Here is a 19,886-nt window from a genome sequence, read left to right as displayed (position 1 = left end):
GCGCCAAATTGCCCAGCCCGCCGAGGCTCCTGAGACGCCACACGAGCCTTTCCTGTCCTGTCAGGTTCCTGCGGGGTTCCGGACAAGCCTATCTCCTGCAATACCCCCTGCACGACGGCACCGTTCGTGGGACTTGTCCGTCCTCAGAACATTTGGCGCAGATCGCGTCGTGAATCGGCGGAGTGCGGACTTCGCCTTGGGGGTTGACGTCATGCAGCGAGCGTTCGGTGTCGCAAGCGCCAATGCGCGATGGCTTTCCGTTGACCCTATCGCGCTGTTGATGAGGTTATCTGCCTCGTCGAAAAGGCTCCGATCCGGGCTTCGAGGTCACCGGGCGGGAAGCAGTTTTCCAGCAGGATGCGGTTCTGGCGGGCCTGGTGCCAGCGCTCCTGCCTTTCCGAGAATGTATCGGGGCAGCGCACATGGCTCATGCCCTTGGTGCCGATCCATTCGGCCGGTTCCTCGGCGATAGAGCTCGGGCCATTTGTTGCTGAGCGGCCTCGGCTTGCACGAGCTTGGCAGGCGAACGGCCCGAGGCTTCGAGAGCCAGTTCGAGCGTGTCGGGCGTCGCCGGCCCGCATTATGGTGCACGGCTTCCATGCCATGACATAACGGGAGAAGTCGTCGAGCACGGTCGACCGATACACCCAGCCCCAGCCGATGATCTTGACGGAGGCAATATGCCTTTCTTGAGCAGCCGTTTTCCAGCATCGAGTCGGTCACGCATTCTTTCAGGGCGCGGGTTTCGCCGTGCTGATCCTGCACCTCGCCGATAGTCGCGGCACGGGCGGTCGTCGGCCTGACCCCGCTTGCCGTTCGGCGTTGCCCTCGAACCGGCGGCGGCTTACGCCTCCCTCGATGAACTCTTTCGACCAAGGGTAGTCTGGGCGATGCCCTCCTCGCGGCGCAATCGGCGATGCTGTCGTCACGGATCCTGTCCTCGGCCGGGAAGCGGCGCCCGTCTGCCGTCGAATGTCCTTCCCCACCTCCTCCGCAAGCGCCTTCGCCGGTTTCTTCAAATCACAACCCAAGATCCGCGCCATGGGTGCTGAAGGCGGAGAGTCACCCCTCCTCTTCGCTCTCCTGCCCCGAGTTCGGCTCGGCCATGCGGCGATGCTGCTCGGCAAGCATGCCGGCGGGCGTCACATGCGCCGCCGCGACCTGCATCCTGTTCTTCCAGCCGGTGACGATCTGCTCCTCGCCGGCCATCATCGCCTTGAAGCCGGCCTCGGCCACCGCCGCGGCATCGGCTTTCCGGGCCTGGCCGATCCGGGTGTCGAGCAGGCCGGCACGCTGGAAGAAGCGCGTTTCGGTCGCGCCGGGCATCAGCAGCGTCACGCTGACACCGCTGTCCTGCAATTCGTGGCGAAGCGCGATGGCGAAGGAATCGATGAACGCCTTGCTGGCATTGTAGACCGCCTGGAAGGTGCCCGGCATGAAACCGGCAATCGAACCGGTCAGCAGGATGCGGCCGCTGCCGCGCCGGACCATGTCGCGCGCGATGCGCTGCACCAGGTAAAGCGTGCCGACGATATTGGTGTCGATCACATGGCGCGCCTGCTGCCAGTCCTGGTCGATGAAGGCATGGCCCAGCCCGCGGCCGGCATTGGCGAGCAGGAAATCGACGGGCCGTGCGCCCGCCAGTTCGATCAGCCGATCGACCGCCGCCGGGTCCGAGAGATCGCCCTGCAGGGCCTTCGCCTCGCGTCCCATGGCGCGGATTTCCGCGGCGGCATCCTCGATCTCGGGCTCGTCGGCGGCCAGGATCAGGTCCAGCCCGTCGCGGGCGCAGCAGCGCGCCAGCTCCAGTCCGATCCCGCTGGATGCGCCGGTCACCAGGGCAAGTCGTGTCATGAAACCGTCCTCCTTCGTGCCGCGCGGGTCGCGCGCGGCTTGCTCAGCGTGCCGGGCCGCCGGCCCCGCTCAATTCCGCATTCAGGCGCTGCGCCTGTTCCAGATGGCCCAGCACCACCGGCAGCAGCTCGGCCGCGAAGCGCTGCATCTCGCCGTCCTGGCCCTGCCCGACCTCCCAGGCCAGAAGCTGCGCGGTTTTCTGATGCTCGACGACCTGCGCGCGGACATAGGCCAGATCGAAGGCCGTCCCCTCGGCCGCCTCCAGCCGTTCGCGCAACGCCTGCTGATCGGGGGCCAGCTCCTGCGGCAGGGGAATGCGCACAGCCTCGGCCAGTTCGGCCAGCCGGGCATTCGCCGTGCCGTGGTCCTCGACCAGCATCGCGGCAAAATCCCGCACACCCCCGGCCTCGGCCTTGTCGCGCGCCATTTCGCCCAGCTGCACCTCGGCCAGGCCGCCCGCGGCGGCAAGCTGCGCGAACAGGCGATCCTGGGTATTCGTCTGGTGCGGCGCGGGCTTGCCCGGCTCGTTCAGCCGCGTATCGGGGGCCATGCCGGCGGGATTGCCGATCTGGGCCAGGGCCGGAGCGGCAGTCAGTGCAGCGCCCAGCAGAAAAGCGGCAATGCGTGTCATGATGTCCTCCGTCACAGGGTCAGCAGATAGGCAAGCAGGTCGTCCTTTTCGTCCTGGGTCAGCCGGGTGCCGAGGACGAGGTTGAAATATTCGACCGTGTCGGCCAGGGTCAGCAGCCGGCCGTCATGCAGATAGGGCGGCGAATCCTTGATGCCGCGCAGGGTGAAGGTCTTGATCGGCCCGTCCGGCAGCGTCACCATGTCGTTGACGACCTGACCCGGCTTGTAGAAACGCTCCAGCTTCAGGTCGTGCATCTGGTTGTCCATGAAGGCGGTCTCGGGGCGATGGCATTCGGCGCAGCGGCCCTTGCCCAGGAAGACCTGTTCGCCCGCCAGCTCGCTTTCGCTGGCCAGCGCCGGGTCGAGCCGGCCGAACGGGTCGAGCTTCGGCGCCGGCGGAAAGTCGATGATGTTCTGCATCTGCGCCATCATCGCCACCTGGTTCGGCCGGTCGGGCAGGTTCACGCCCTTGCGGGTGGCGCTGACATGGTCGCCGTTGAAATAGGCGGTGCGCTGCTCGAATTCGGTGAAATCCTCGATCGAGCGCAGCGAGCGTTTCGAGCCGTGGATCTGCTGGTTGAACATGCCCCGCAGGCTGGTGGTGTCCAGGCGGAAGCGGTTGGCCTGCGGCCGCACGTCCGGGGTCAGGTGAAACGCCGCATTGCTGTGGAAATTCGAATGGCAGTCCAGGCAGGCCACGCCCAGGCTGGGCTGGGCGACCTTGCGATCCTCGGTCTGGTTGAATTCCTCCTGCGGGAAAGGCGTCAGCAGCAGCCGCAACCCCTCCATCTGCACCGGGGTGATGAGACCATTCATGATCTCGTAATAATTGCGGATGGTCAGCAGCTCGCCGCGCGAGACATCGCCCAGCTGCGGCTGCGTGGTCAGGAAGATCGGCGGCGGGAATTCCGGCGTCAGGTGGACGGGCAGGTCGGCTTCGACGTCGAAACGGCGCAGATCGCGCTGTTCCTGTTGCGCGATCGCGTCGATCTGCAGCGCGGGGAAGACCTGGCCGCCGGTCGCCTGCTTGACATGCGGAAGCGGCAGGAAGCCCTGCGGCAACAGGCCCTGCTCGCGGATCTCGGCGGGCGCCATGGTGGCCAGCGCGTCCCAGCTGCCGCCCTCGGGCAGCCGGACCCGCACGCCGTCCTGGACCGGCTTGGTGCCGCCCGACATCATCATGCCCTGCCGGGGCCGATCCGAGAGGTCGTAGCGCTGCTCCAGCAGCGCGCGCTGGCGTTCCATCACCTGGGGCTTTTGCGCCTCGTCCACCGCCTTGGCCCTGGACAGGGGCATCGTGGGCAAGGGCCGGTAGGTTGCATCGGGCGGCAGCGGATCGGCCTTGACCGAAGAGATGCCGGCCAGGCTGGCGGCGCAAAGCAGGACGAATGCGTGACGGGCCGACATGACTTCCCCTCCCCGGTGTGCGTCAGATGGGCGCCCTAACCACGGCCCGGTCGAAATGTTCCCGGCAATCGCAGGCCGCGTCCAACCGGGACAATCCTTGGGGGATCCCGCCGCGCGGGCATGGCTACCAGATCTGCTGCGGCCGCGCGATCATCAGCCACAGGATGCCCAGGACGGCGGCGAAGGCCGGAAAGCCGAAGACGAACCAGGTGCGGAACAGCCGGAAATAGCGCGGCGGCAGCGCGCCCCCGTCTCGCAGCGCGGCCAGCGCGAGGTCGCGCATCTGCATCTGGATCCAGACCACCGGCACCCAGAAGGCCCCGGTCACCAGATAGAGAAAAAGCGACAGCACGATCCAGTGCTCGCCCAGCCCATATCCCACGTACCAGACCAGCGCGAATCCCGTCACGGGCTGCGCGACGACGGCAGTGGCGGTGAACAGGAAATCCGCGATGACGACGATGCGCGCCACCCCCGCGATCAGCACCCGGTCGCCGGAAAGATGTGCCAGCAGCATGAAGAAGGCGATGCCCGCCCCGGTTCCCAGCAGAACCGAGGCGCCGACGATATGCAGGTATTTCAGGATGAAATACAGCATCAGCGTTCGTCCAGGATCGCCAGCGCGACGAAATGCGCGACCAGGATCGGCCAGATCTTCAGCAAGGGGCCCAATGGCTCATTCCACAATTCGGGCAGCAGCAGGGTGCCGGTAACGATATAGAAGCAGGACAGCGCGATCGCCGCCCACAGCCCGCGCCGCGCCGTGGGCCGCCAGGCGATCGCCAGCCCGATGGCGCCGTCGGCCAGCGCCCCCGCCACCACGCCCGGCCCGGCCAGGGCTCCGGTCTGGGCGCGATGCATCAGTTCCAGCCCGTTCCCGAAACCGGTGGTCAGCGAAATCACTGCCGTCAGCATCCAGAACAGCACCAGCACCACGAACAGCACCGGCTTGATGCAATAGAGCCCGGCGAACCAGCGGTCCTGGACCGTCGCCGGGCGCAGCCGCAAGGACTCGGCCAGGCTGCGCGGCCGGATGCCGGTGATCCGCGTCCAGGGCTCCGGGTCGCCGACGGCGCCGTGCCGGATCTCGCGGCGGGCGGTGCTGCGCAGCGGCGGGCGCCAGCCCAGCAGGCCGGCCAGATCGCCCAGCCGATAGAGCAGGCCCGCCGCCCAGCCCGGCAGCGCCAGTGGCCTGGCCGGGCGCCAGCCGAGCCAGGCGCGATGAAGCGCGACCACCTCGGCAAAGGACAGCCGCTCGGGCCCGGCCAGTTCTAGCGCCACCCGCGCCGGGCTGTCGGGCCGGACAAGCAGGGCCACGGTCTCGGCGACATCCTCCAGCGCCACCACCTGCAAGGGGCCGGTGTCGGGCATCACCGGCAGAACCGGAAGCGCCGCCAGGCCGCGGATCAGCGCGCTGGCACCGAAGACCGGGCCGCCCAGCACGACCGAGGGCCGCAGGATGACCCAATCGAGATCCAGCGCCATCAGCGCCCTGTCGCCCTCGATCTTGCTGGCCGAAAAGGCCGAGGCCTGGTGCCGATCCACGCCGATGGCCGAGAAATGCACCACCCGCCGCACGCCGGATGCCGCGCAGGCGCGAAACAGCGCCGCGGCCCCGCTGGCATGGGCGGCGGCGGTATCCTCGCGCGCGTTGTCTTGAAGCACGCCGACGCAGTTCACCACCGCGTCGATGCCATGCAGATGCGGCAGCCAGGCCTCGGGGGTGCCCGCCTGCCCGAAATCCACCCGCACCCATTGCGACACGGCCCCAAAGCGGGACGGATGCCGGCTGCGGCTTGCACCCACCACGACATGGCCATCGGCCGCAAGCCGGGCGCAGACGCTTTGCCCGATCAGCCCGGTCGCCCCTGTCACCAGCACCTTCATGGCGCACCGGCGAATGGAGGCAGCGGAGGAACCGACCTGGCTTGTCCTGGGGCGTTATCGAGGGTCATCTCTGTCTCCCGTCAAGGATCGCGATAGATGTCGCCGTTTTCGACCGTGGCCGGATTGCGGGCATAGCGGCCGCTTGCGGGCATGGCGATGCGGTCGAAATCCCGCGCCAGCCGATGCAGGGCCTCGCGCATTCCCGCGCCTGCCAGCGCCGGCCCATGACCCGTCATCAGAAGCTGCGGCTCGAGCGCGGCCAATTGTTGCGCCGAGCTCCGCGCCGCGTCCCAGTCGGGGGTGAAATAGCGCGGCGGCCCGTGCATCTCGGGCTGCTGGACCATGACCTCGTAAGCGGACTCCTGGCCGGTGGCGATCACCGCATCGCCCGCGATCAGGCTGCGATCCGCCTCGCGCCACAGCGAAACATGCCCCGGTGCATGGCCGGGCGTGTGAAGCCAGCGCCATCCGGGCATTCCGGGCACCGTCCCGTCCGGGGGAAGCGCCTGCAGACGCGCACCCAGATCGACGGGATCTCGAGGATAAAGCGGCGACAGCAGCGCCATCAGCCCTCCTCCGACCCAGGGATCCGCCGACGGATAGGACGCGGACCCGTTCAGATAGGGAAATTCCAGCAGATGGGCATGGACGGGCACGTCCCATTCCTCGGCCAGGGTGGCTGCCGAGCCGACATGATCGAAATGGCCATGCGTCAGGATGATGGCCGCCGGCCGCTTGCCCGACCCGAAGCGCCGCTCGGCCCGGTCGCGTATCGTGCTGGTCGACGTGGACAGGCCGGTATCGACCAGCACCCAGTCCCCGTCGCCGGGCCGACCGTAAAAGACGCAATTGACGATCGACAGGCGCAGGCAGGCTAGGTCGTCCGTCAGGCTGTTCAGCCCGTCGCCCAGGTCGCTGACCGGGGCAAGGCAGGCGGCGTCAAGCGGGATCTGGCTGCTCATGCTTCGTTCTCCTCAGGATCTTGGACGAGGGCTTGGCGAGGCCGACTGAACCCTTTGCGCCCGCGATTGTTCCCGGCGCCCCGGATTCGGCAGGCCCGGGCGGCCGGACCGGCATCGAGCAGAAGCGGCAGCGGGAACTTTCGCCGCCGTCGCGGGTTGCAACCGCCTTGCAGGAACAAGGAAAAGGAGCATGGGCGACATGAGCACGGCGCCCGAAGACGTCGATTGCCTGGTGGTCGGCGGCGGACCGGCCGGGCTGCTGGCCGCGGTCTATCTCGGCCGGTTCCGCAGACGGGTTCTGGTCGCCGATGCGGGCGATGGCCGGGCGCTGCGGATTCCCTGCCTCAACAACTGCCCCGGCTTTCCCGAGGGCATCAGCGGCCGCGCGTTGGTGGACCGGTTGCGCCGGCAGGCGGCACGTTACGGCGCGGACTTCATCGACGGCCGCGTCAGCGCTATCATCCGCGACGGCAGCGGCTTTGCCGCGACCTGCGGCACGGTCCGGCTGCGGGCGCGGCGCCTGCTGCTTGCCACCGGCGTCCGGGACACCCTGCCCGACCTGCCCGAGATCGATGAGAACATCGCCCGCCGCACGCTATGCGTCTGCCCGGTCTGCGACGGCTACGAGGCGACGGGCAAGCGGATCGGCGTCATGGGCCGGGACGACCACGCGCTGCGCGAGGCGATCTTCCTGCGGACCTATTCGCAGCGGGTTTCGCTGCTGCCATGGCCACCCGGAGAATGCACGGCAAAGCTGCGGGCGGATGCTGCCAAGGCCGACATCACACTTTGCGAGGACATCGTCCGCATCCTCTCCGATGACGAGGGCTATGTTGCCCTGCTTCGCGATGGTAGCCGGGCGGCTTTCGACGTGATCTATCCGGCGCTTGGCTATGTGGTGCGAGGCGACCTGGGCGGCGGCGACATCGACATGCGCCGCGACGATCTCGGGCATGTCCGGGTGGACGCCCATCAGCAGACCAGCGTCCCGGGAATCTATGCCGCCGGAGACGTCGTGCATTCGCTGAACCAGATCGCCGTGGCCTTGGGACAGGCCGTCACCGCGGCGACAGCCATCCACAACGACCTGCGCGCAACGCCGCAGGCCGGCAAGTCCGGCGACGAGGGGATCATCGGCGGCTGATGGGCCGCGAATTGCCGAGGACGCCTGATGGCCGGTGGTGATCGGCGATCATGTGCAGCTTGCCGCAGCGGCCAGCGGGCCGCGCTGGTCGCAGCCCCGCTGGTGGGCTCAACGGCATGTTTCCGCCCCTCGGCTCAGGCCGGGGGGCGGATCCTTGCGCCTTAAGCATCGTTGCATGGCGCTCAACGGATCAGGACGCTTTCGCCTTCTCCAGCGCGGCTTGGCAGGCAGCCTCGTCACCCTTTTCCAGCGCCGCACGGGCCTCTTTCAACGCCGCAGCATGAGCGTCGGAGCCGGTCTCGGCCTGCGCCTGTTCGGCGGCCGTGGTGTCGCCCTCTTGCTGGGCTTGCGCGTCCTGCCCCGACATCGCTCGATCAGCGACATTGCTGCCGGCATCTTGAAGCGGAGCGGTGGAGCCATCCTTGGCGATCTGGTTGCCGTCCTGCCCATTGCTCTCGCCAGCCTGGGCCTGATCGGGCTTTTGCATCGGCGCCGTCGAGCCGTCCTTCGCCATCCCGTCGGCGGCTTGCTGCGGCATTCCGCTCTCCATCTGCGCCAGATCGGCTGCGCAATCGGCATAGGCGCTGCCGGCAGCGGCCAAGGACAATCCGGCTATGAGAACTTTCAGCGATACCTTCATATTCGATTCCTCCCCTGCGCCATGGCGGCGCGGCTGACAACCGGGCAAACGCCGCAATGTTCCCACCCAAATGGCATTTCGCGCTTGCGGCTTTGGATCGTGCCCCCGCGCGAACAGGAAAACGCTGCCTGGCCCCCGGGTCGCCGATGCCCGGATGGTTGCGACAGCCTCCGCCCCGGGCGGCCCGGGGAGGAGGTTTTTGCGCTTAACGACGATAGGACAGCCCGCCCCATACGCGGCCGTCGTCGCGGTCCCGGCCGCCATGGACGGCGCCGATATAGGCGGCGGCGGCGGCGACAAGGGCGGACGCAGCAAGCAAGAACGCAGTCAGGATGCTGGTGATGCGCGCCTTCTCGGCCGCATCGGCCGCCTGCTGCTTCGCTTCTTCAAGGCGCTGTTCGGCTTCGGCCTTCAGCTGTTCGGCCTGAGCCTTGGCCTCCTCGATCTTCTGCTCCGCCTCCTGCCGGATCGCCTGCGCCCGGTTCACCGCCTCGTCCACGCGGGCATTGACCTCCTGCTCGCTCAGACCGGTGCGGGCGGCGACCTGCTGGCGCAGGTAATCGCGATCCGCATCCGAGATTTCGCCGGTTCGGACCAGGTTCGCGAAGATGCCCACCATCTGGCGCTGGGTCTCGGTCGCATCGGCCGCCGCGTCCTGTTGCAGCGTGGTCGACGGGCTCTGGCCATCCGGGCGCAGCAGGGTGTCGGTGATATACTCCAGCGGATTGGCCTGCATCCCTGCGGGCATGGCATCCTCCAGCGCGGGGGCGGCAGCTTGGCCGACGCCTTGCGCCACGCCGCCGATCGCCTGTCCCGCACCCGAGACCACGCCGCCGGCCAGCTGGCCTGCACCCTGGGCAATCCCGCCTACGGCCGATCCGGTCGCTTGCGCGGCGGTTTCGACGGCACTTCCGGCCGCACGCAAGCCGCCGGTCACGGCGGATGTGGCCAGAACGGCGCTGACGATGATGCCGATGCCCCAGACAGCCAGGCCGTTGATGCCGTCGCGAACGCTGACCTCATCGCCCGTGGCGGCGCCGACGGGCCGGCGCATCCGGCCCGCGATATAGCCCCCGAGCCAGTTCGCCGCGACAAGCGAGATCACGACGAACAGCGCGGTGACGATGAGCCAGCCCATGCTGATGCCGCCATCTTCCCCGACCGAGACCGAGCCCAGTCCCAAAGCTGCAGCGAATGTGGTGAAAACCACGGCGAGACCCGCCGCCACCACTGCCCCGGCAAAGACAGCTGCCCAATCGACGTAGCTGCCAGCGGATTTTTGCGGAATATCCATCTCGGCCATCAGCGTAACCCCAGCAAAGACAAAATAAAGAGGACAACGACGACCAGGCCGACCAGGTAAATTATCGAGTGCATGTGCTTCGCCCCTCCAACGATGTGGTTCCCATCGCGTTAAACGTGTCACGAGGGCGATTGGTTGCCGCATGGCCTGAGCAACCAGAGCGAGAGCTGGCAATAGCAGGGCGGATTTTCTTGCCAATCCAGCATGTTAGCGTCTGGACCGGCGGTGAAATTCACCTAGCGCACCGCGCCGCTTGCCCAGACAGCAGATAAAATAGGTTAAGGCGGTCGCAAAAACAGCAGCCGGCGGATTCGGCAGTTATCCCTTCAGCATCAGGGCCGCGCCGCTGACGATCGAGAAGATCAGCACCGCCAGGCGCAAGGCGGGCCCGTTGATGCGGGAATGAACGCTGCGGGAAAGCGCGCTGCCGATCAGCACCGCCGGAATCAGAGAGAGCGCCGCCAGCATCTGGTCCTGCCCGATGCGCCCGGCGATCAGCAGGATCACCAGCGAGATCGCCTCGCCCACCAGAAAGCAGGTGGCGACGGTCGACCGCAGGATCGGGCCCGGCGCGTGCTGGTAGAGAAGCGCAAGCGGCGGGCCGCCGATCCCCGTCGCGGTTTCCGTGACCCCCGTGAACAGGCCGACGCCCAGGGATGCCTGCGGGCGGGGGGCGAAGGGCGGCGACAGCAGCGCCACGACGGCGGCCAGCACGGTCAGCAGGCCGACCGCGATCTCGAGCTGGCGGACGGACAGCGCGATCAGCACCGCCATGCCCAGGAAGGTGCCGAAGAACCGCCCGAGCGTGATCCAGCCGGCGCCGCGCCGGTCGATCATGTGCCGCTCGCGCCAGGCGACTAGGAAATTCAGCGGCAGCATCAGGACCAGCAGCGTCACCGGAAGATAGCTCGCGTCGATGAAGCCGAAGACCGGCGCCATGATCAGGGCAAAGCCGATGCCGACCGCGCCCTGCACGAAGGCAGAGGCAGCAACCAGAAGCGAGAGCATGAGGAAGATCGTCAAGGTCACGCCAACCCCCCGGCGAACAGGCTGTCTGCCGTTGCATGAATCCGCTGGATCGGGGCCTTGGCAATGGCAGGCGCGGCAAGGCCGCGGATCTCGGCCAGCAGGGCGCGGGCGTCCCAATCGACCGGCCAGCCCTGCACCATGCGCAACCGGCCATTCGTGAACACCGCGTCGATCTGGTCGCGGTTGCCATAGCGCACCAGTTCCCAGGTCAGGTCATGGGAGGGCGTGAACTCGGGCCGGTCCAGATCGACCAGCAGGAAATCCGCCGCCAGGCCCGGCGCGATGCGGCCGGTGACGGCGGCCAGACCGCTGGCCTCGGCCGCCATGCGCGTGGCGGCATCCAGCCACAGCCAGCCGCCGCCGCAGGAACTGTCGCCCGAGGCCAGGCCATAGGCGGTGCGCTGCATGGCTTCCGCCGCATCCATCAGCCGGAAGCCGTCGGCGCGGGTGCCATCGGTGCCCAGGCCGAAGCGGATGCCAAGCGCCTGCATCTGCAAGGCGGGCGCCACCGCATTGCCCTTCCAGACCGAGGCCACGGGGTTATAGGCGACGGCCGCGCCGGTCTCGCGCAGCAGGTTCATCTCGGACGGCGTGATCAGCGTCGAATGCGCGATCAGCGTCTGGGGGCCAAGCGCGCCGACATGGGCCAGATGCTCCAGCGGGCGGCGGCCATGGGCGACCAGCGAGCGTTCGACCGCCACCAGATGCTCGTTCACATGCGTCTGGAACGTCGCGCCCGCCGCCGCCGCCATCGCCGCGATGTCGCGCAGCATGGCGTCGCTGGCCACTTCGGGGATCGAGATCGCCAGCGACGGATGGATCAGCGGATCGGCCTGATAGGCGGCCAGGTGCGCTTCGGCCAGGCGCAGGATCGCGGCGCGGTCGGGAACCACCGCCGCGCCACCCAGATCGTTGCAGATCTGGGCCACGACCAGGCGCAACCCCGTCTCGCGCGCGGCCTCGACCAGCTTGCCGATATGCCCGGCGGAGCGGGTGCCGGCATCGACGGCCGTGGTGAAGCCGCCGCGCAGACATTCCAGGGCCGCCAGTTTCGAGGACAGATAGACCATGTGCTCGTCCAGGCTGCCCTCCAGCGGCACCCAGATCCGGCGAAAGATCTCGGAGGGTTCGCCAAAGACCAGCGACTTGCCCAGCGACTGCGTCAGATGGGTATGGGTGTCGATGAAGCCCGGCATCATCAGGTGATCGGGCAGCTCGGCGACCCTTGCATCGGGATGGCGGGTGCGCAGCGCGGCGGCCGTGCCGATATCGGCAAAGCGCCCGCCCTGCAGCAGCACGGCCATGCCCGGCTGCGGCCCGTCATCCGCCAGCAGCCGGCCGGGCGCGACGATCAGGTTGTCGGTCCGGGCAAAGGTCGGGCGCAGGTCGGTCATTGGGCATGCTCCGTGTTTTCAAGGGGTTTTGGGGCGTTGAACTGGAAGAAGGCATTGACGAGCGCCGCCGTGATCGTGCCCATCGCCAGGCCATTGCCCAGGATCATCTGCGACCATTGCGGAAACTGGCTATAGACCCCGGGCACCAGGATCGGCATCAGCCCCATGGCCAGGCCCGAGGCCAGCGTGAACATCGCGCCGTGTTCGCGCAGGTCCACGCGGGACAGGACATGGATGCCAATCACGCCGATGATGGAAAACACGATGATCGCCGTGCCGCCCACGACCGGACCGGGCAGGACGCTCGCCAGCCGCGAGACCGGCGCGATCAGCGCGATCACGACCAGGATCACCCCCGCCATCGCCGTGACATAGCGTGAGCGGACGCCCGTGGCGCGCACGATGCCCACGTTCTCGCCCGAGGTGATGATCAGCGAGGTTCCGAACATGCTGCCCACGATCGAGGCCACCGCATCGCCGCGGATGGTGCGCGGCACGATGGCATGGGCGTCGCCCTTGCGGTCCACGATCTCGGCCGTGGCGATGGTCTGGCCGGTCGCCTCGGCCATCGAGATGATCGAGAAGATGATCAGCGGCAGCGCCGCAACGATATCGAACTTGGGCATCCCGAAGGGGAACAACTGCGGCACCGCGATCAGCGGACCCTGCATCACGCCCGACACATCCAGCCTGCCCAGGGCGGCCGCCAGCAGCGTGCCCGCGATCAGCCCCAGCATGACCGAGATGCGCTGCAACGTGCCGGTGAACACGCGCGAAAAGATCACGGTCAGCGCGATGGTCGCCAGCGCCAGTCCGACATTGACCGGATCGGCGAAATGCGCCTCGCCCGAGCGCCCGGTGATGGTGCCACCATAGATCTTGACCAGGTTCACCGCGACCAGCAGCAGCATGGTGCCGACCACGATCGGCGGAAAGAACCGCAGCAGGCGCCGAAAGACCGGCAGGGCCAGGAAATAGAAGACGCCGGTCATCAGCACCGCACCGACGGCGGTCTGCACATCGGTTTGCGTGGCGATGGCGAGAAAGATCGCAATCGGCGCGCCACCCGGGACCATGATGAAGGGCAGCCGTGCGCCGAAACCGGCAGGCCCGAAACTTTGCAGGATCGAGCCGAGGCCGCAGACCAGGAAGGTGGCGCTGATGATCGAGACGGTCAGGCCCGCATCGAAGCCCAGGGTCTGCGCGACCAGAAACACCGCCGTGATCGGCGAGGCGGCCATCACCAGCACATGCTGGAACCCGTAAAGGATCAGATCCTTGAGCGGCAGCCTTTCGTCCACGGGATCGGTTGGCGGAACGGAATCTATCGCGGTCGGCATGTTGGATTTCCCCTGTTGAGATGCGTTCGTCTGCTTATGCAAATCGTTTTGCTAACGTGCGGAATAGCACGGAAACCGATTCGTGCAAATCGTTTTGTTGCGATGGCGGCCGATGCTGGTAATGTGGCGGCGGGGATCAGATGAATGAGCAAAGAGTGAACAAACCCACCATCTCGGATCTGGCGAAGGCCGCGGGGGTTTCGGTTACGACCGTGTCCCATGCCTTCAGCGGCCGCCGCCATGTGGATCCCGAAACCGCCAAGCGGATCCAGGCGCTCGCGGACCAGATGGGCTATCATCCAAGCTCGATGGCACGGGCGCTGCGCAGCGGGCGGACAGGCGTGATCGCGCTTGCCTCGTCGATGCCCTTTGCGGTCGCGGCGGGGCCGTCGCGGCTGGGCTTCCTGATGGAGATTGCGGCTTCTGCCGCGATGTCGGCCCTGACGCGCGACCTTGCCCTGTGCCTGATCCCGCCGCATCCCGCGGCGCAGGGCAAGGGGTCGGTCGGTTTCGACGGCGTGATCCTGGTCGAGCCGATGCGCGACGATCCGCTGGTCGCCTATTTCGAGCAGCGCAAGACGCCCATCGTCTCCATCGGGACGGTGCCCGATCGTCCCGACATCCCGGCGGTGAACATCCGTTCGCGCGAAACCGCTGCCCTGTTGCTGGATCATCTGGCACAGCAGGGATGCCATCGGGTTGCCGCGCTGATCGGCGCGGCCCCCCGAACCAGTCAGATCGAAAGCGCCGCAGCTTATGAAGCTTTTGTCACGCGATTCGGCGGGTCGTCGCTGCTCGTCCGGATGGGCGAGGAGGAGGCCGAGGACACCGCGTATCAGGAAACCTTGCAGCTGCTGCGCGCGAACCCGTCGATCGACGGCATCTTCGCGGCCATCGACGCCTTCGCCAGCGGCGCGATGCGCGCGGCGCAGGAGCTCGGATGGACGGTGCCGGATCGCCTGCGCCTGGTCACCCGCTATGACGGGGTCAGGGCCAAGCTGTCCCAGCCTCCCCTGACGGCGGTCGATCTGCACCTGCCGGCAATCGCCGAAAAAGCCGTCCATCTGCTGCTGGACCAGATCGAGGGCTCCAGCCGCATGATCGAGGCCGACCTTCCCGAGCTGATCGTCAGGCGTTCGTCGCAGATGCCGGCCTAAGGTCCACCCGGCATGGTTCATCCATGCGGGCTTCGGCGATCCCATGCAGCCTCGAACGCCAAGCGCCGCCTTTCCGCGCCTGCACTCACCCGGCTGCGAAGCCGATCCCGTCCTTCACGAAATGCGCGACCTTTGGACAGTTGCCGCCTCCTGTGGCGAAGGCGCCAACAGCCGGTCACCATCATGGCTCGGCGGATTCTTGCGTTCCATACAAGCATAACGCGTTTTTCGGATGCATCCCGAGGCATATGATCCATATTTCGCAGTCAAATTAAACCAATAAGGCTCCTTATCACGCGCAAACTGTCATATAAAATTCAATTTGTTCACCCATTAACCAATTGACGCCTCTGCGGTTCCGGCCTATTGCAGCCTGGCGTTGAGTGATCGTTTGACAGCTCGATCGCACCGGGGCGGTTCGGCACGATCCCTGCCCGCAAGGATGCACAATTTGTATGGGTAAGGTGCATTCGTAATTTATTGGTGTTCATATAATCTCTTCGAGACGCCATCTGTCTCTGTTCGGAGGTCGTACTACAATGCGCGCGGTCGTGCTGGTCCAAAACGGGCTCAAGAGCCTCGTTGAGGAAGTAATTCGTTCCTGTTCAATATCTTGCATAGAGATCGGCAGCCAGAGTGCAAATGAGTTTCTACCGCCAGGACAGCGGCCCCTGGCCATCGTCCTGAAAAACACGGCGACCCGGAAAACCGTCAAGCTGCCGGAATTCCTGAACGATGTGCCCCGATTCCTGTTCGATCCCGAGAACCAGGAGAAACTCTTTCTCGATATTATCGAACTGCTTCTGGCCCAACTCAATGCCAGCGAGGAAGACGCCGGATGCGCACGGCTTTCTGCCGCGATATTACGCGCGGAAAATCAGTCCCTTGAGCAGAATCTGAAGTCCGTCGAGGATTTCCTTTATACGCTGGGCAATCCGCGATTCATGCGCGCCCTGTCCTGGGATCCCGTTGGCGTGATGGTCAGCCTCGACCCGGGCGCGGCGCTGGCGCAGCGCCTGCCGACGGGCGCCGCTTCGATCGCCGCGGTCGATCTCTGGGTGCCGGCGGCGTTGCAAGAGGATATCGCGCGGCTCGAATGCCGCATCCTCTGCGCCTCGGGCAACAGCATCGCCCTGGAGCCCGCGCCGGCCTTGGCCGGGGTCGAGGCGGGCTGGCTGCGCTTTGCGCTGTCGACGCCGCTTCGCGGACCCGAACAGGATTGCGCCCTGCAACTGACCTGGCGGGGCGAAGGTCCCTGTGTGCTGGGGCTGGGCCATGCGGTGCCCGATCCCGCCTTTGCCGTCCGGGCAGAGGGCGAGGCCGCACAGGACCACGTCCTGGCGCTGCGGGTCTGGAAATCGCTGCCCGGCGTCCATTTGCCCGAGGTGGCCGCGGTCGGCCTGGGCAAGGGCAGCCATGGCGCCGGGGACGCGAATTTCATCACGCCCTCGGAACTGCCGCGTCCCGAACTGTTCTCGACGCCGCCGCTGGCCCGAGACCACATCTCGGCCGCCTTCTGGGAGAACGAGGATGCGATCCTGGTGCATCCCTCGCGCCACGGGCCGGTCTGCGCGGTGATCCGCGACGTCGAACTGCCGGCGCTGTCGCATATCTCGGCGCTGGTGAACGTGGGCCACCCCCGCGCGCCCAGCCTGAACTTCAGCGTCGGCGTGGCGCCGCATGGCCAGGTGGACGAGGACGGCTATTGGCAGCGCCGCATGGGCCCCTGGGTGCATGGCCTGCCGCCGCATGGCTGGTCGCAGGCGCATTGCATCCCGGTCGAGCCCATCGTCGGGCGTGCCGACATCCTGCTGGCCGTCTCGTTGGCCACGGACCAACCGAACGATCTGAGCTGGGGCCTGTTCCGCGGCTTCCGCATCGCCCGCCGCAACAACGTGCCGCAGGCGCTGCAATGACCACGACGGGGCAGATCTCGATCATCATCCCGACCAAGGGCCACCCGGTCCTGCTGGACGATGCCATCGCCGCCGTGCATCGCGAGATGGCTTCGGGCGTGATCCGCCGGCTGGTGGTGATCGACGACGGCTGCGAGCATGCCGAGACCCGCGCCAGCCTTGCCAGCTGGCAGGCGATCATGGGCGATTCCATGCTGGCACTGCATTTCCCGAACGCCGGGCTCAGCGCGGCGCGCAACCGGGGCATCAAGGCGGCGCTGGCGGCGGACCCGGACATCGAGGCGCTGTTCCTGCTGGACGCCGACAACACGCTGGTCGAGGGCGCAGCCGCCGCCTGCCAGCGCGCCCTGGCGCAGCATCCCGACCAGGACTGGTTCTATCCCGAGTTCGACTTCTTCGGGCAAAGGGCGCATTACATCGCCGACCACGACCCCAGCCTGCTGTTCCACGCCCATGTCAACCTGTGCGAGGCCGGCAGCCTGATCCGGCGCCGGGTCTTCGATGCCGGCATCCGCTTCGACGAGGCGATGAAAAAGGGCTACGAGGACTGGGATTTCTGGCTCTCGGCGGCGCGGGCCGGGTTCCGGGGCCGGCCACTGGCCGCGCCGGTGCTGCTGTATCGCAAGCGCCCGGCCAGCATGCTGTCGCATTCGCACGACCTCGACGGCGAGCTGCGGCGTTTCCTGGAAAACAAGCATCGCTGGCTGTTCTCGGCCCCGGCGCTGCTGGCGCTGGAAGCGCAGCGTTTCCCGCGCTATGCCATCATCGAGGGCGACAGCGCGATCCTGTGCACCGACCCCGACCACAGCGAGACGGTGACGCTGGCCGATCTCGAACGGCGCTTCTTCGCGCATTTCGCCGATCCCTATGCCCATCACGCGCCGGCGCTGCTGATCGTGCTGCGCGAAGGCGTCAGCGCGCGGCTGAAGCAGGCCCGCCTGATGCGCAATTTCCTGTGGCTCTGCGAAAGGCGGCAGGCCCGGCAGGGCGGCGCGGCGGATCTGGACCTGTTCTTCGTCGAGGCCTCGGAATCCGGTCACCAGGTGCATACCGACCTGGGCAATCCGGCGGCCATGCCCGATGGGGTCGCCGTCGGCCTGGAGCGGCTGCGCGAGATCGTGATGCGCGACGACGCCGGCTGGATCCGCGAGATCGAGCGCGTGCCGAACCCGCACGCCGTCACCGGCTGGGGCATGGAGATCGACGGCATGTCGCCGCTGCGCCCGCAGGCCGAGGCCGCGACCGAATTGCTGCGCGGCTTCCTGATGCAGCTGCATCGCAGCCGCTTCCGGCCGGCGCTGGCGCAAAGCTGGCAATGGCGCGCCCCGGGCGGCGCCGCCAGCCGCGCCATGGCGGTCGAGATCCCGCGCAGCGCCGCCTCGGGCGGGGTGATCTTCCCGCTGCTGAAACAGCCCGGGCGCAAGGACATCGGCCTGGTGCTGCCGATCTTCGACTTCGGCGGCGTGGAAAAGGTCGCGGCCAGCCTGGCGCGCGAGCTGGCCGCCGCCGGGCACCGGCTGCACCTGTTCATCGCCAGCGACCGGCCGCTCCATGGCGACGGCTGGGCGCTGGAGGCCTTTTCGACCGTGAACTGGCTGCCCGATGCGTCGACGCTGGACTGGTCCGGCCCGGAATACATGGGCACCGCCGAGCCGCGCTGGGGCGAGGGCATGGAGCGCGCCGACCTGGTCGGGCTGCTCTGCTCGATGGATGCGGTCATCAACGCCCATTCCGCCGCGCTGCACAAGGTCGCCGACCGGCTGAAGCGGCAGGGTGTCCTGATGATCGACCACGAACACCTGGTCGAGCGCAGCGTCTATGGCCGCAACTACGGTCCCCCCAAGCTGGCGCTGGCCTATGAACATGCCTATGACCTGTTCCTCAGCTGCTCGCAGACGCTGTCCCGCTGGCTGAACGCCCAGGGGATTCCGCGCAGCAAGCTGATGCCGGTGGTCAATGCGCCGGGCTATCCGCTGGCCCCGGCCCGCGTCGCGGCGCTGCTGGAACGGCGCGAGGCCCAGGCCTGCGACACGGCCCCGCTGCGGGTGCTGTTCATGGGGCGGCTGGACCCGCAAAAGGGCGTCGGCCGGCTTGCGACGATCTATGCGGCGCTGGCGCGGCACCTGCCCGGCGTCCAGCTGTCGATCGCCGGGCAGTCGGTGGTCGATGCCGCGGGCGAGCTGAGCTTTCCCCGGCAGACGCGGATGCTGGGCGCCATGCGCGGCCCCGAGGCGCTGACCGAACTGCTGGCCGCGACCGACGTCATGGTGCTGCCCTCGCATTACGAGGGGCTGCCGCTGTCGGTGCTCGAGGCGCAGCGCCTGGGGGTGACGGTGCTCGCGACCGAGGTCGGCGCCATGCATGAGGCCATCGAGGACGGCGTGACCGGCTTCGTGATCCCCGAGGAGAATTGCGAGGCGGGATTCGTGCACCGCATCCTGGCGCTCGACGGCGACCGCGACCAGCTGCGGCGGATTTCCCGCGCCGCCTCGGACGGCGCGCGCGACTGGGCGATGGCGGCGGCCCCGCTGCTCGCCTGGCTCGCAACGAAATGGGAGGAGCCGATCTGCGGTGAAAAGCAGATGCATGCTCAGGAAAGGACGAGTAATTGACGACCATCTATGCTGCTGCCCTACGCAATTACGAAGCGGCCGCCTCGGTTCTGACGGCCCTGCAGTCCAGCCGCATCGACCTTTTGGCCGAGGCACGCTCGGCCCTGGTGGGCCGGCCCAAGCTGGCGCTGACCGGCGGCTACAACACCGTGACGCCGGCCCTGGGCATCTGCCTGCCGAACGGGACGCGCTGCGACGTCATGGCCACGCCGGATGATCTGCGCGCGGTCGAGCTGCGCGGCGCCGGCCAGCAATGGATGACGCTGGAAACACCGCTGCCGGACTCCTCGAAGCTGGCCTCGAAATGCTTCATCGAATGCAACCTCGCCGCCGAAACGCCGCTGGTCGCCGACGTATTCCTGCGCAGCTTCGACGAGGACGGCTCGACCGAGGACAGCGGCCATGTCGAATGGCGCATCATGCGCGATTCCCTGTCGCTGTGCAGCCTGCCGCTGCCCCAGGTCTCGGAGGGCAATACGGCGCGGCGGATCATCATCCACCTGCGGCAGCCGGCATCGCGCCTGATCCTGGGCGGCCTGGCGGTCACGCTGGTCTGAGCAACCCCCCGGTCGTGCCGGCGCGGCACGGCCCCCTTGCCGACAAAGGAAACG

16 protein-coding genes and 1 pseudogene are annotated in these 19,886 nt (G+C 67.4%); 5 read left to right on the top strand and 12 right to left on the bottom strand.

The features are described from left to right. Nucleotides 1–269: 269 nt before the first annotated feature. From PARN5_RS24985 to PARN5_RS0116740, 7 genes and pseudogenes are all read right to left on the bottom strand, one after another. A pseudogene (locus PARN5_RS24985) lies at nucleotides 270–1,043 on the bottom strand (transposase family protein); the annotation flags it as partial. A gap of 19 nt (nucleotides 1,044–1,062) precedes the next feature. Then, nucleotides 1,063–1,854 carry an SDR family NAD(P)-dependent oxidoreductase gene (locus PARN5_RS0116765; protein WP_018000930.1) on the bottom strand — a complete coding sequence of 264 codons (792 nt, stop codon included), beginning with the start codon at nucleotides 1,852–1,854 and terminating at the stop codon, nucleotides 1,063–1,065. Nucleotides 1,855–1,897: 43 nt separating this feature from the next. Next, the gene (locus PARN5_RS0116760) at nucleotides 1,898–2,485 is read right to left on the bottom strand and encodes a DUF4142 domain-containing protein (RefSeq protein WP_051071057.1); all 588 of its coding nucleotides are present in this window, start codon (nucleotides 2,483–2,485) and stop codon (nucleotides 1,898–1,900) included. Nucleotides 2,486–2,496: 11 nt separating this feature from the next. Then, nucleotides 2,497–3,891 carry a cytochrome b6 gene (locus tag PARN5_RS0116755; protein WP_018000928.1) on the bottom strand — a complete coding sequence of 465 codons (1,395 nt, stop codon included), beginning with the start codon at nucleotides 3,889–3,891 and terminating at the stop codon, nucleotides 2,497–2,499. Nucleotides 3,892–4,015: 124 nt separating this feature from the next. Then, complete coding sequence (locus tag PARN5_RS0116750) at nucleotides 4,016–4,489, bottom strand: DUF2269 domain-containing protein (protein ID WP_018000927.1); 474 nt, start codon at nucleotides 4,487–4,489, stop codon at nucleotides 4,016–4,018. Continuing rightward, nucleotides 4,489–5,778, bottom strand: coding sequence for an SDR family oxidoreductase (locus PARN5_RS0116745; RefSeq protein ID WP_018000926.1), 1,290 nt, complete (start codon nucleotides 5,776–5,778; stop codon nucleotides 4,489–4,491). The genes PARN5_RS0116750 and PARN5_RS0116745 overlap by 1 nt, the downstream gene beginning before the upstream one ends. A gap of 80 nt (nucleotides 5,779–5,858) precedes the next feature. Then, nucleotides 5,859–6,740: an MBL fold metallo-hydrolase gene (locus tag PARN5_RS0116740; RefSeq protein ID WP_018000925.1), complete on the bottom strand. Its 882-nt coding sequence runs from the start codon at nucleotides 6,738–6,740 to the stop codon at nucleotides 5,859–5,861. Between the two features lie 190 nt (nucleotides 6,741–6,930). On the opposite strand from PARN5_RS0116740, the gene PARN5_RS22485 reads away from it, so the two are divergent. Continuing rightward, on the top strand, nucleotides 6,931–7,884 hold the full coding sequence (locus tag PARN5_RS22485) for an NAD(P)/FAD-dependent oxidoreductase (RefSeq protein WP_018000924.1): 954 nt from the start codon (nucleotides 6,931–6,933) through the stop codon (nucleotides 7,882–7,884). A 190-nt stretch (nucleotides 7,885–8,074) separates the two neighbouring features. On the opposite strand, the gene PARN5_RS22970 is transcribed toward PARN5_RS22485, so the two are convergent. The 5 genes from PARN5_RS22970 to PARN5_RS0116710 form a co-directional block, all read right to left on the bottom strand. After that, a complete protein-coding gene (locus tag PARN5_RS22970) occupies nucleotides 8,075–8,524 on the bottom strand; it encodes a hypothetical protein (RefSeq protein WP_018000923.1) in 450 nt (149 codons plus the stop codon). A 205-nt stretch (nucleotides 8,525–8,729) separates the two neighbouring features. Beyond that, the gene (locus tag PARN5_RS0116725) at nucleotides 8,730–10,025 is read right to left on the bottom strand and encodes a hypothetical protein (RefSeq protein ID WP_232419435.1); all 1,296 of its coding nucleotides are present in this window, start codon (nucleotides 10,023–10,025) and stop codon (nucleotides 8,730–8,732) included. Between the two features lie 120 nt (nucleotides 10,026–10,145). Continuing rightward, entirely contained in the window at nucleotides 10,146–10,856 is a 711-nt protein-coding gene (locus tag PARN5_RS0116720) for a sulfite exporter TauE/SafE family protein (protein ID WP_018000921.1), read from the bottom strand. Further along, nucleotides 10,853–12,250: an amidohydrolase family protein gene (locus PARN5_RS0116715; protein WP_018000920.1), complete on the bottom strand. Its 1,398-nt coding sequence runs from the start codon at nucleotides 12,248–12,250 to the stop codon at nucleotides 10,853–10,855. Before PARN5_RS0116715 ends, PARN5_RS0116720 begins: the two co-directional genes overlap by 4 nt. Then, on the bottom strand, nucleotides 12,247–13,590 hold the full coding sequence (locus PARN5_RS0116710; protein ID WP_018000919.1) for a solute carrier family 23 protein: 1,344 nt from the start codon (nucleotides 13,588–13,590) through the stop codon (nucleotides 12,247–12,249). The genes PARN5_RS0116715 and PARN5_RS0116710 overlap by 4 nt, the downstream gene beginning before the upstream one ends. A gap of 140 nt (nucleotides 13,591–13,730) precedes the next feature. Here PARN5_RS0116710 and PARN5_RS0116705 point away from each other — a divergent pair, with 140 nt between their 5' ends. The 4 genes from PARN5_RS0116705 (at nucleotide 13,731) to PARN5_RS0116690 (ending at nucleotide 19,832) form a co-directional block, all read left to right on the top strand. Further along, nucleotides 13,731–14,747, top strand: coding sequence for a substrate-binding domain-containing protein (locus PARN5_RS0116705; RefSeq protein WP_157404067.1), 1,017 nt, complete (start codon nucleotides 13,731–13,733; stop codon nucleotides 14,745–14,747). 539 nt (nucleotides 14,748–15,286) lie between these two features. Continuing rightward, nucleotides 15,287–16,663 (top strand): DUF6212 domain-containing protein, encoded by a 1,377-nt coding sequence (locus PARN5_RS24615; RefSeq protein ID WP_232419432.1) that lies wholly within the window; start codon nucleotides 15,287–15,289, stop codon nucleotides 16,661–16,663. Then, nucleotides 16,660–19,275 carry a glycosyltransferase gene (locus tag PARN5_RS0116695; protein WP_018000916.1) on the top strand — a complete coding sequence of 872 codons (2,616 nt, stop codon included), beginning with the start codon at nucleotides 16,660–16,662 and terminating at the stop codon, nucleotides 19,273–19,275. The genes PARN5_RS24615 and PARN5_RS0116695 overlap by 4 nt, the downstream gene beginning before the upstream one ends. After that, nucleotides 19,272–19,832 carry a hypothetical protein gene (locus tag PARN5_RS0116690; protein ID WP_018000915.1) on the top strand — a complete coding sequence of 187 codons (561 nt, stop codon included), beginning with the start codon at nucleotides 19,272–19,274 and terminating at the stop codon, nucleotides 19,830–19,832. Before PARN5_RS0116695 ends, PARN5_RS0116690 begins: the two co-directional genes overlap by 4 nt. Nucleotides 19,833–19,886 lie beyond the last annotated feature (54 nt).

The organism is Paracoccus sp. N5, assembly GCF_000371965.1.
In the GTDB taxonomy this organism is placed as follows: Bacteria; Pseudomonadota; Alphaproteobacteria; order Rhodobacterales; family Rhodobacteraceae; genus Paracoccus.
This window is presented reverse-complemented; position numbering and strand designations above follow the sequence as displayed.

Excerpts from the sequence above, each read along its gene's own strand:
- PARN5_RS22970 (WP_018000923.1), bottom strand. The coding sequence starts at position 8,524 with ATGAAGGTATCGCTGAAAGTTCTCATAGCCGGATTGTCCTTGGCCGCT.
- PARN5_RS0116765 (WP_018000930.1), bottom strand. The coding sequence starts at position 1,854 with ATGACACGACTTGCCCTGGTGACCGGCGCATCCAGCGGGATCGGACTG.
- PARN5_RS0116695 (WP_018000916.1), top strand. The coding sequence starts at position 16,660 with ATGACCACGACGGGGCAGATCTCGATCATCATCCCGACCAAGGGCCAC.
- PARN5_RS0116750 (WP_018000927.1), bottom strand. The coding sequence starts at position 4,489 with ATGCTGTATTTCATCCTGAAATACCTGCATATCGTCGGCGCCTCGGTT.
- PARN5_RS0116755 (WP_018000928.1), bottom strand. The coding sequence starts at position 3,891 with ATGTCGGCCCGTCACGCATTCGTCCTGCTTTGCGCCGCCAGCCTGGCC.
- PARN5_RS0116745 (WP_018000926.1), bottom strand. The coding sequence starts at position 5,778 with ATGAAGGTGCTGGTGACAGGGGCGACCGGGCTGATCGGGCAAAGCGTC.
- PARN5_RS24615 (WP_232419432.1), top strand. The coding sequence starts at position 15,287 with ATGCGCGCGGTCGTGCTGGTCCAAAACGGGCTCAAGAGCCTCGTTGAG.
- PARN5_RS0116710 (WP_018000919.1), bottom strand. The coding sequence starts at position 13,590 with ATGCCGACCGCGATAGATTCCGTTCCGCCAACCGATCCCGTGGACGAA.
- PARN5_RS0116760 (WP_051071057.1), bottom strand. The coding sequence starts at position 2,485 with ATGACACGCATTGCCGCTTTTCTGCTGGGCGCTGCACTGACTGCCGCT.
- PARN5_RS22485 (WP_018000924.1), top strand. The coding sequence starts at position 6,931 with ATGGGCGACATGAGCACGGCGCCCGAAGACGTCGATTGCCTGGTGGTC.
- PARN5_RS0116715 (WP_018000920.1), bottom strand. The coding sequence starts at position 12,250 with ATGACCGACCTGCGCCCGACCTTTGCCCGGACCGACAACCTGATCGTC.
- PARN5_RS0116705 (WP_157404067.1), top strand. The coding sequence starts at position 13,731 with ATGAATGAGCAAAGAGTGAACAAACCCACCATCTCGGATCTGGCGAAG.
- PARN5_RS0116740 (WP_018000925.1), bottom strand. The coding sequence starts at position 6,740 with ATGAGCAGCCAGATCCCGCTTGACGCCGCCTGCCTTGCCCCGGTCAGC.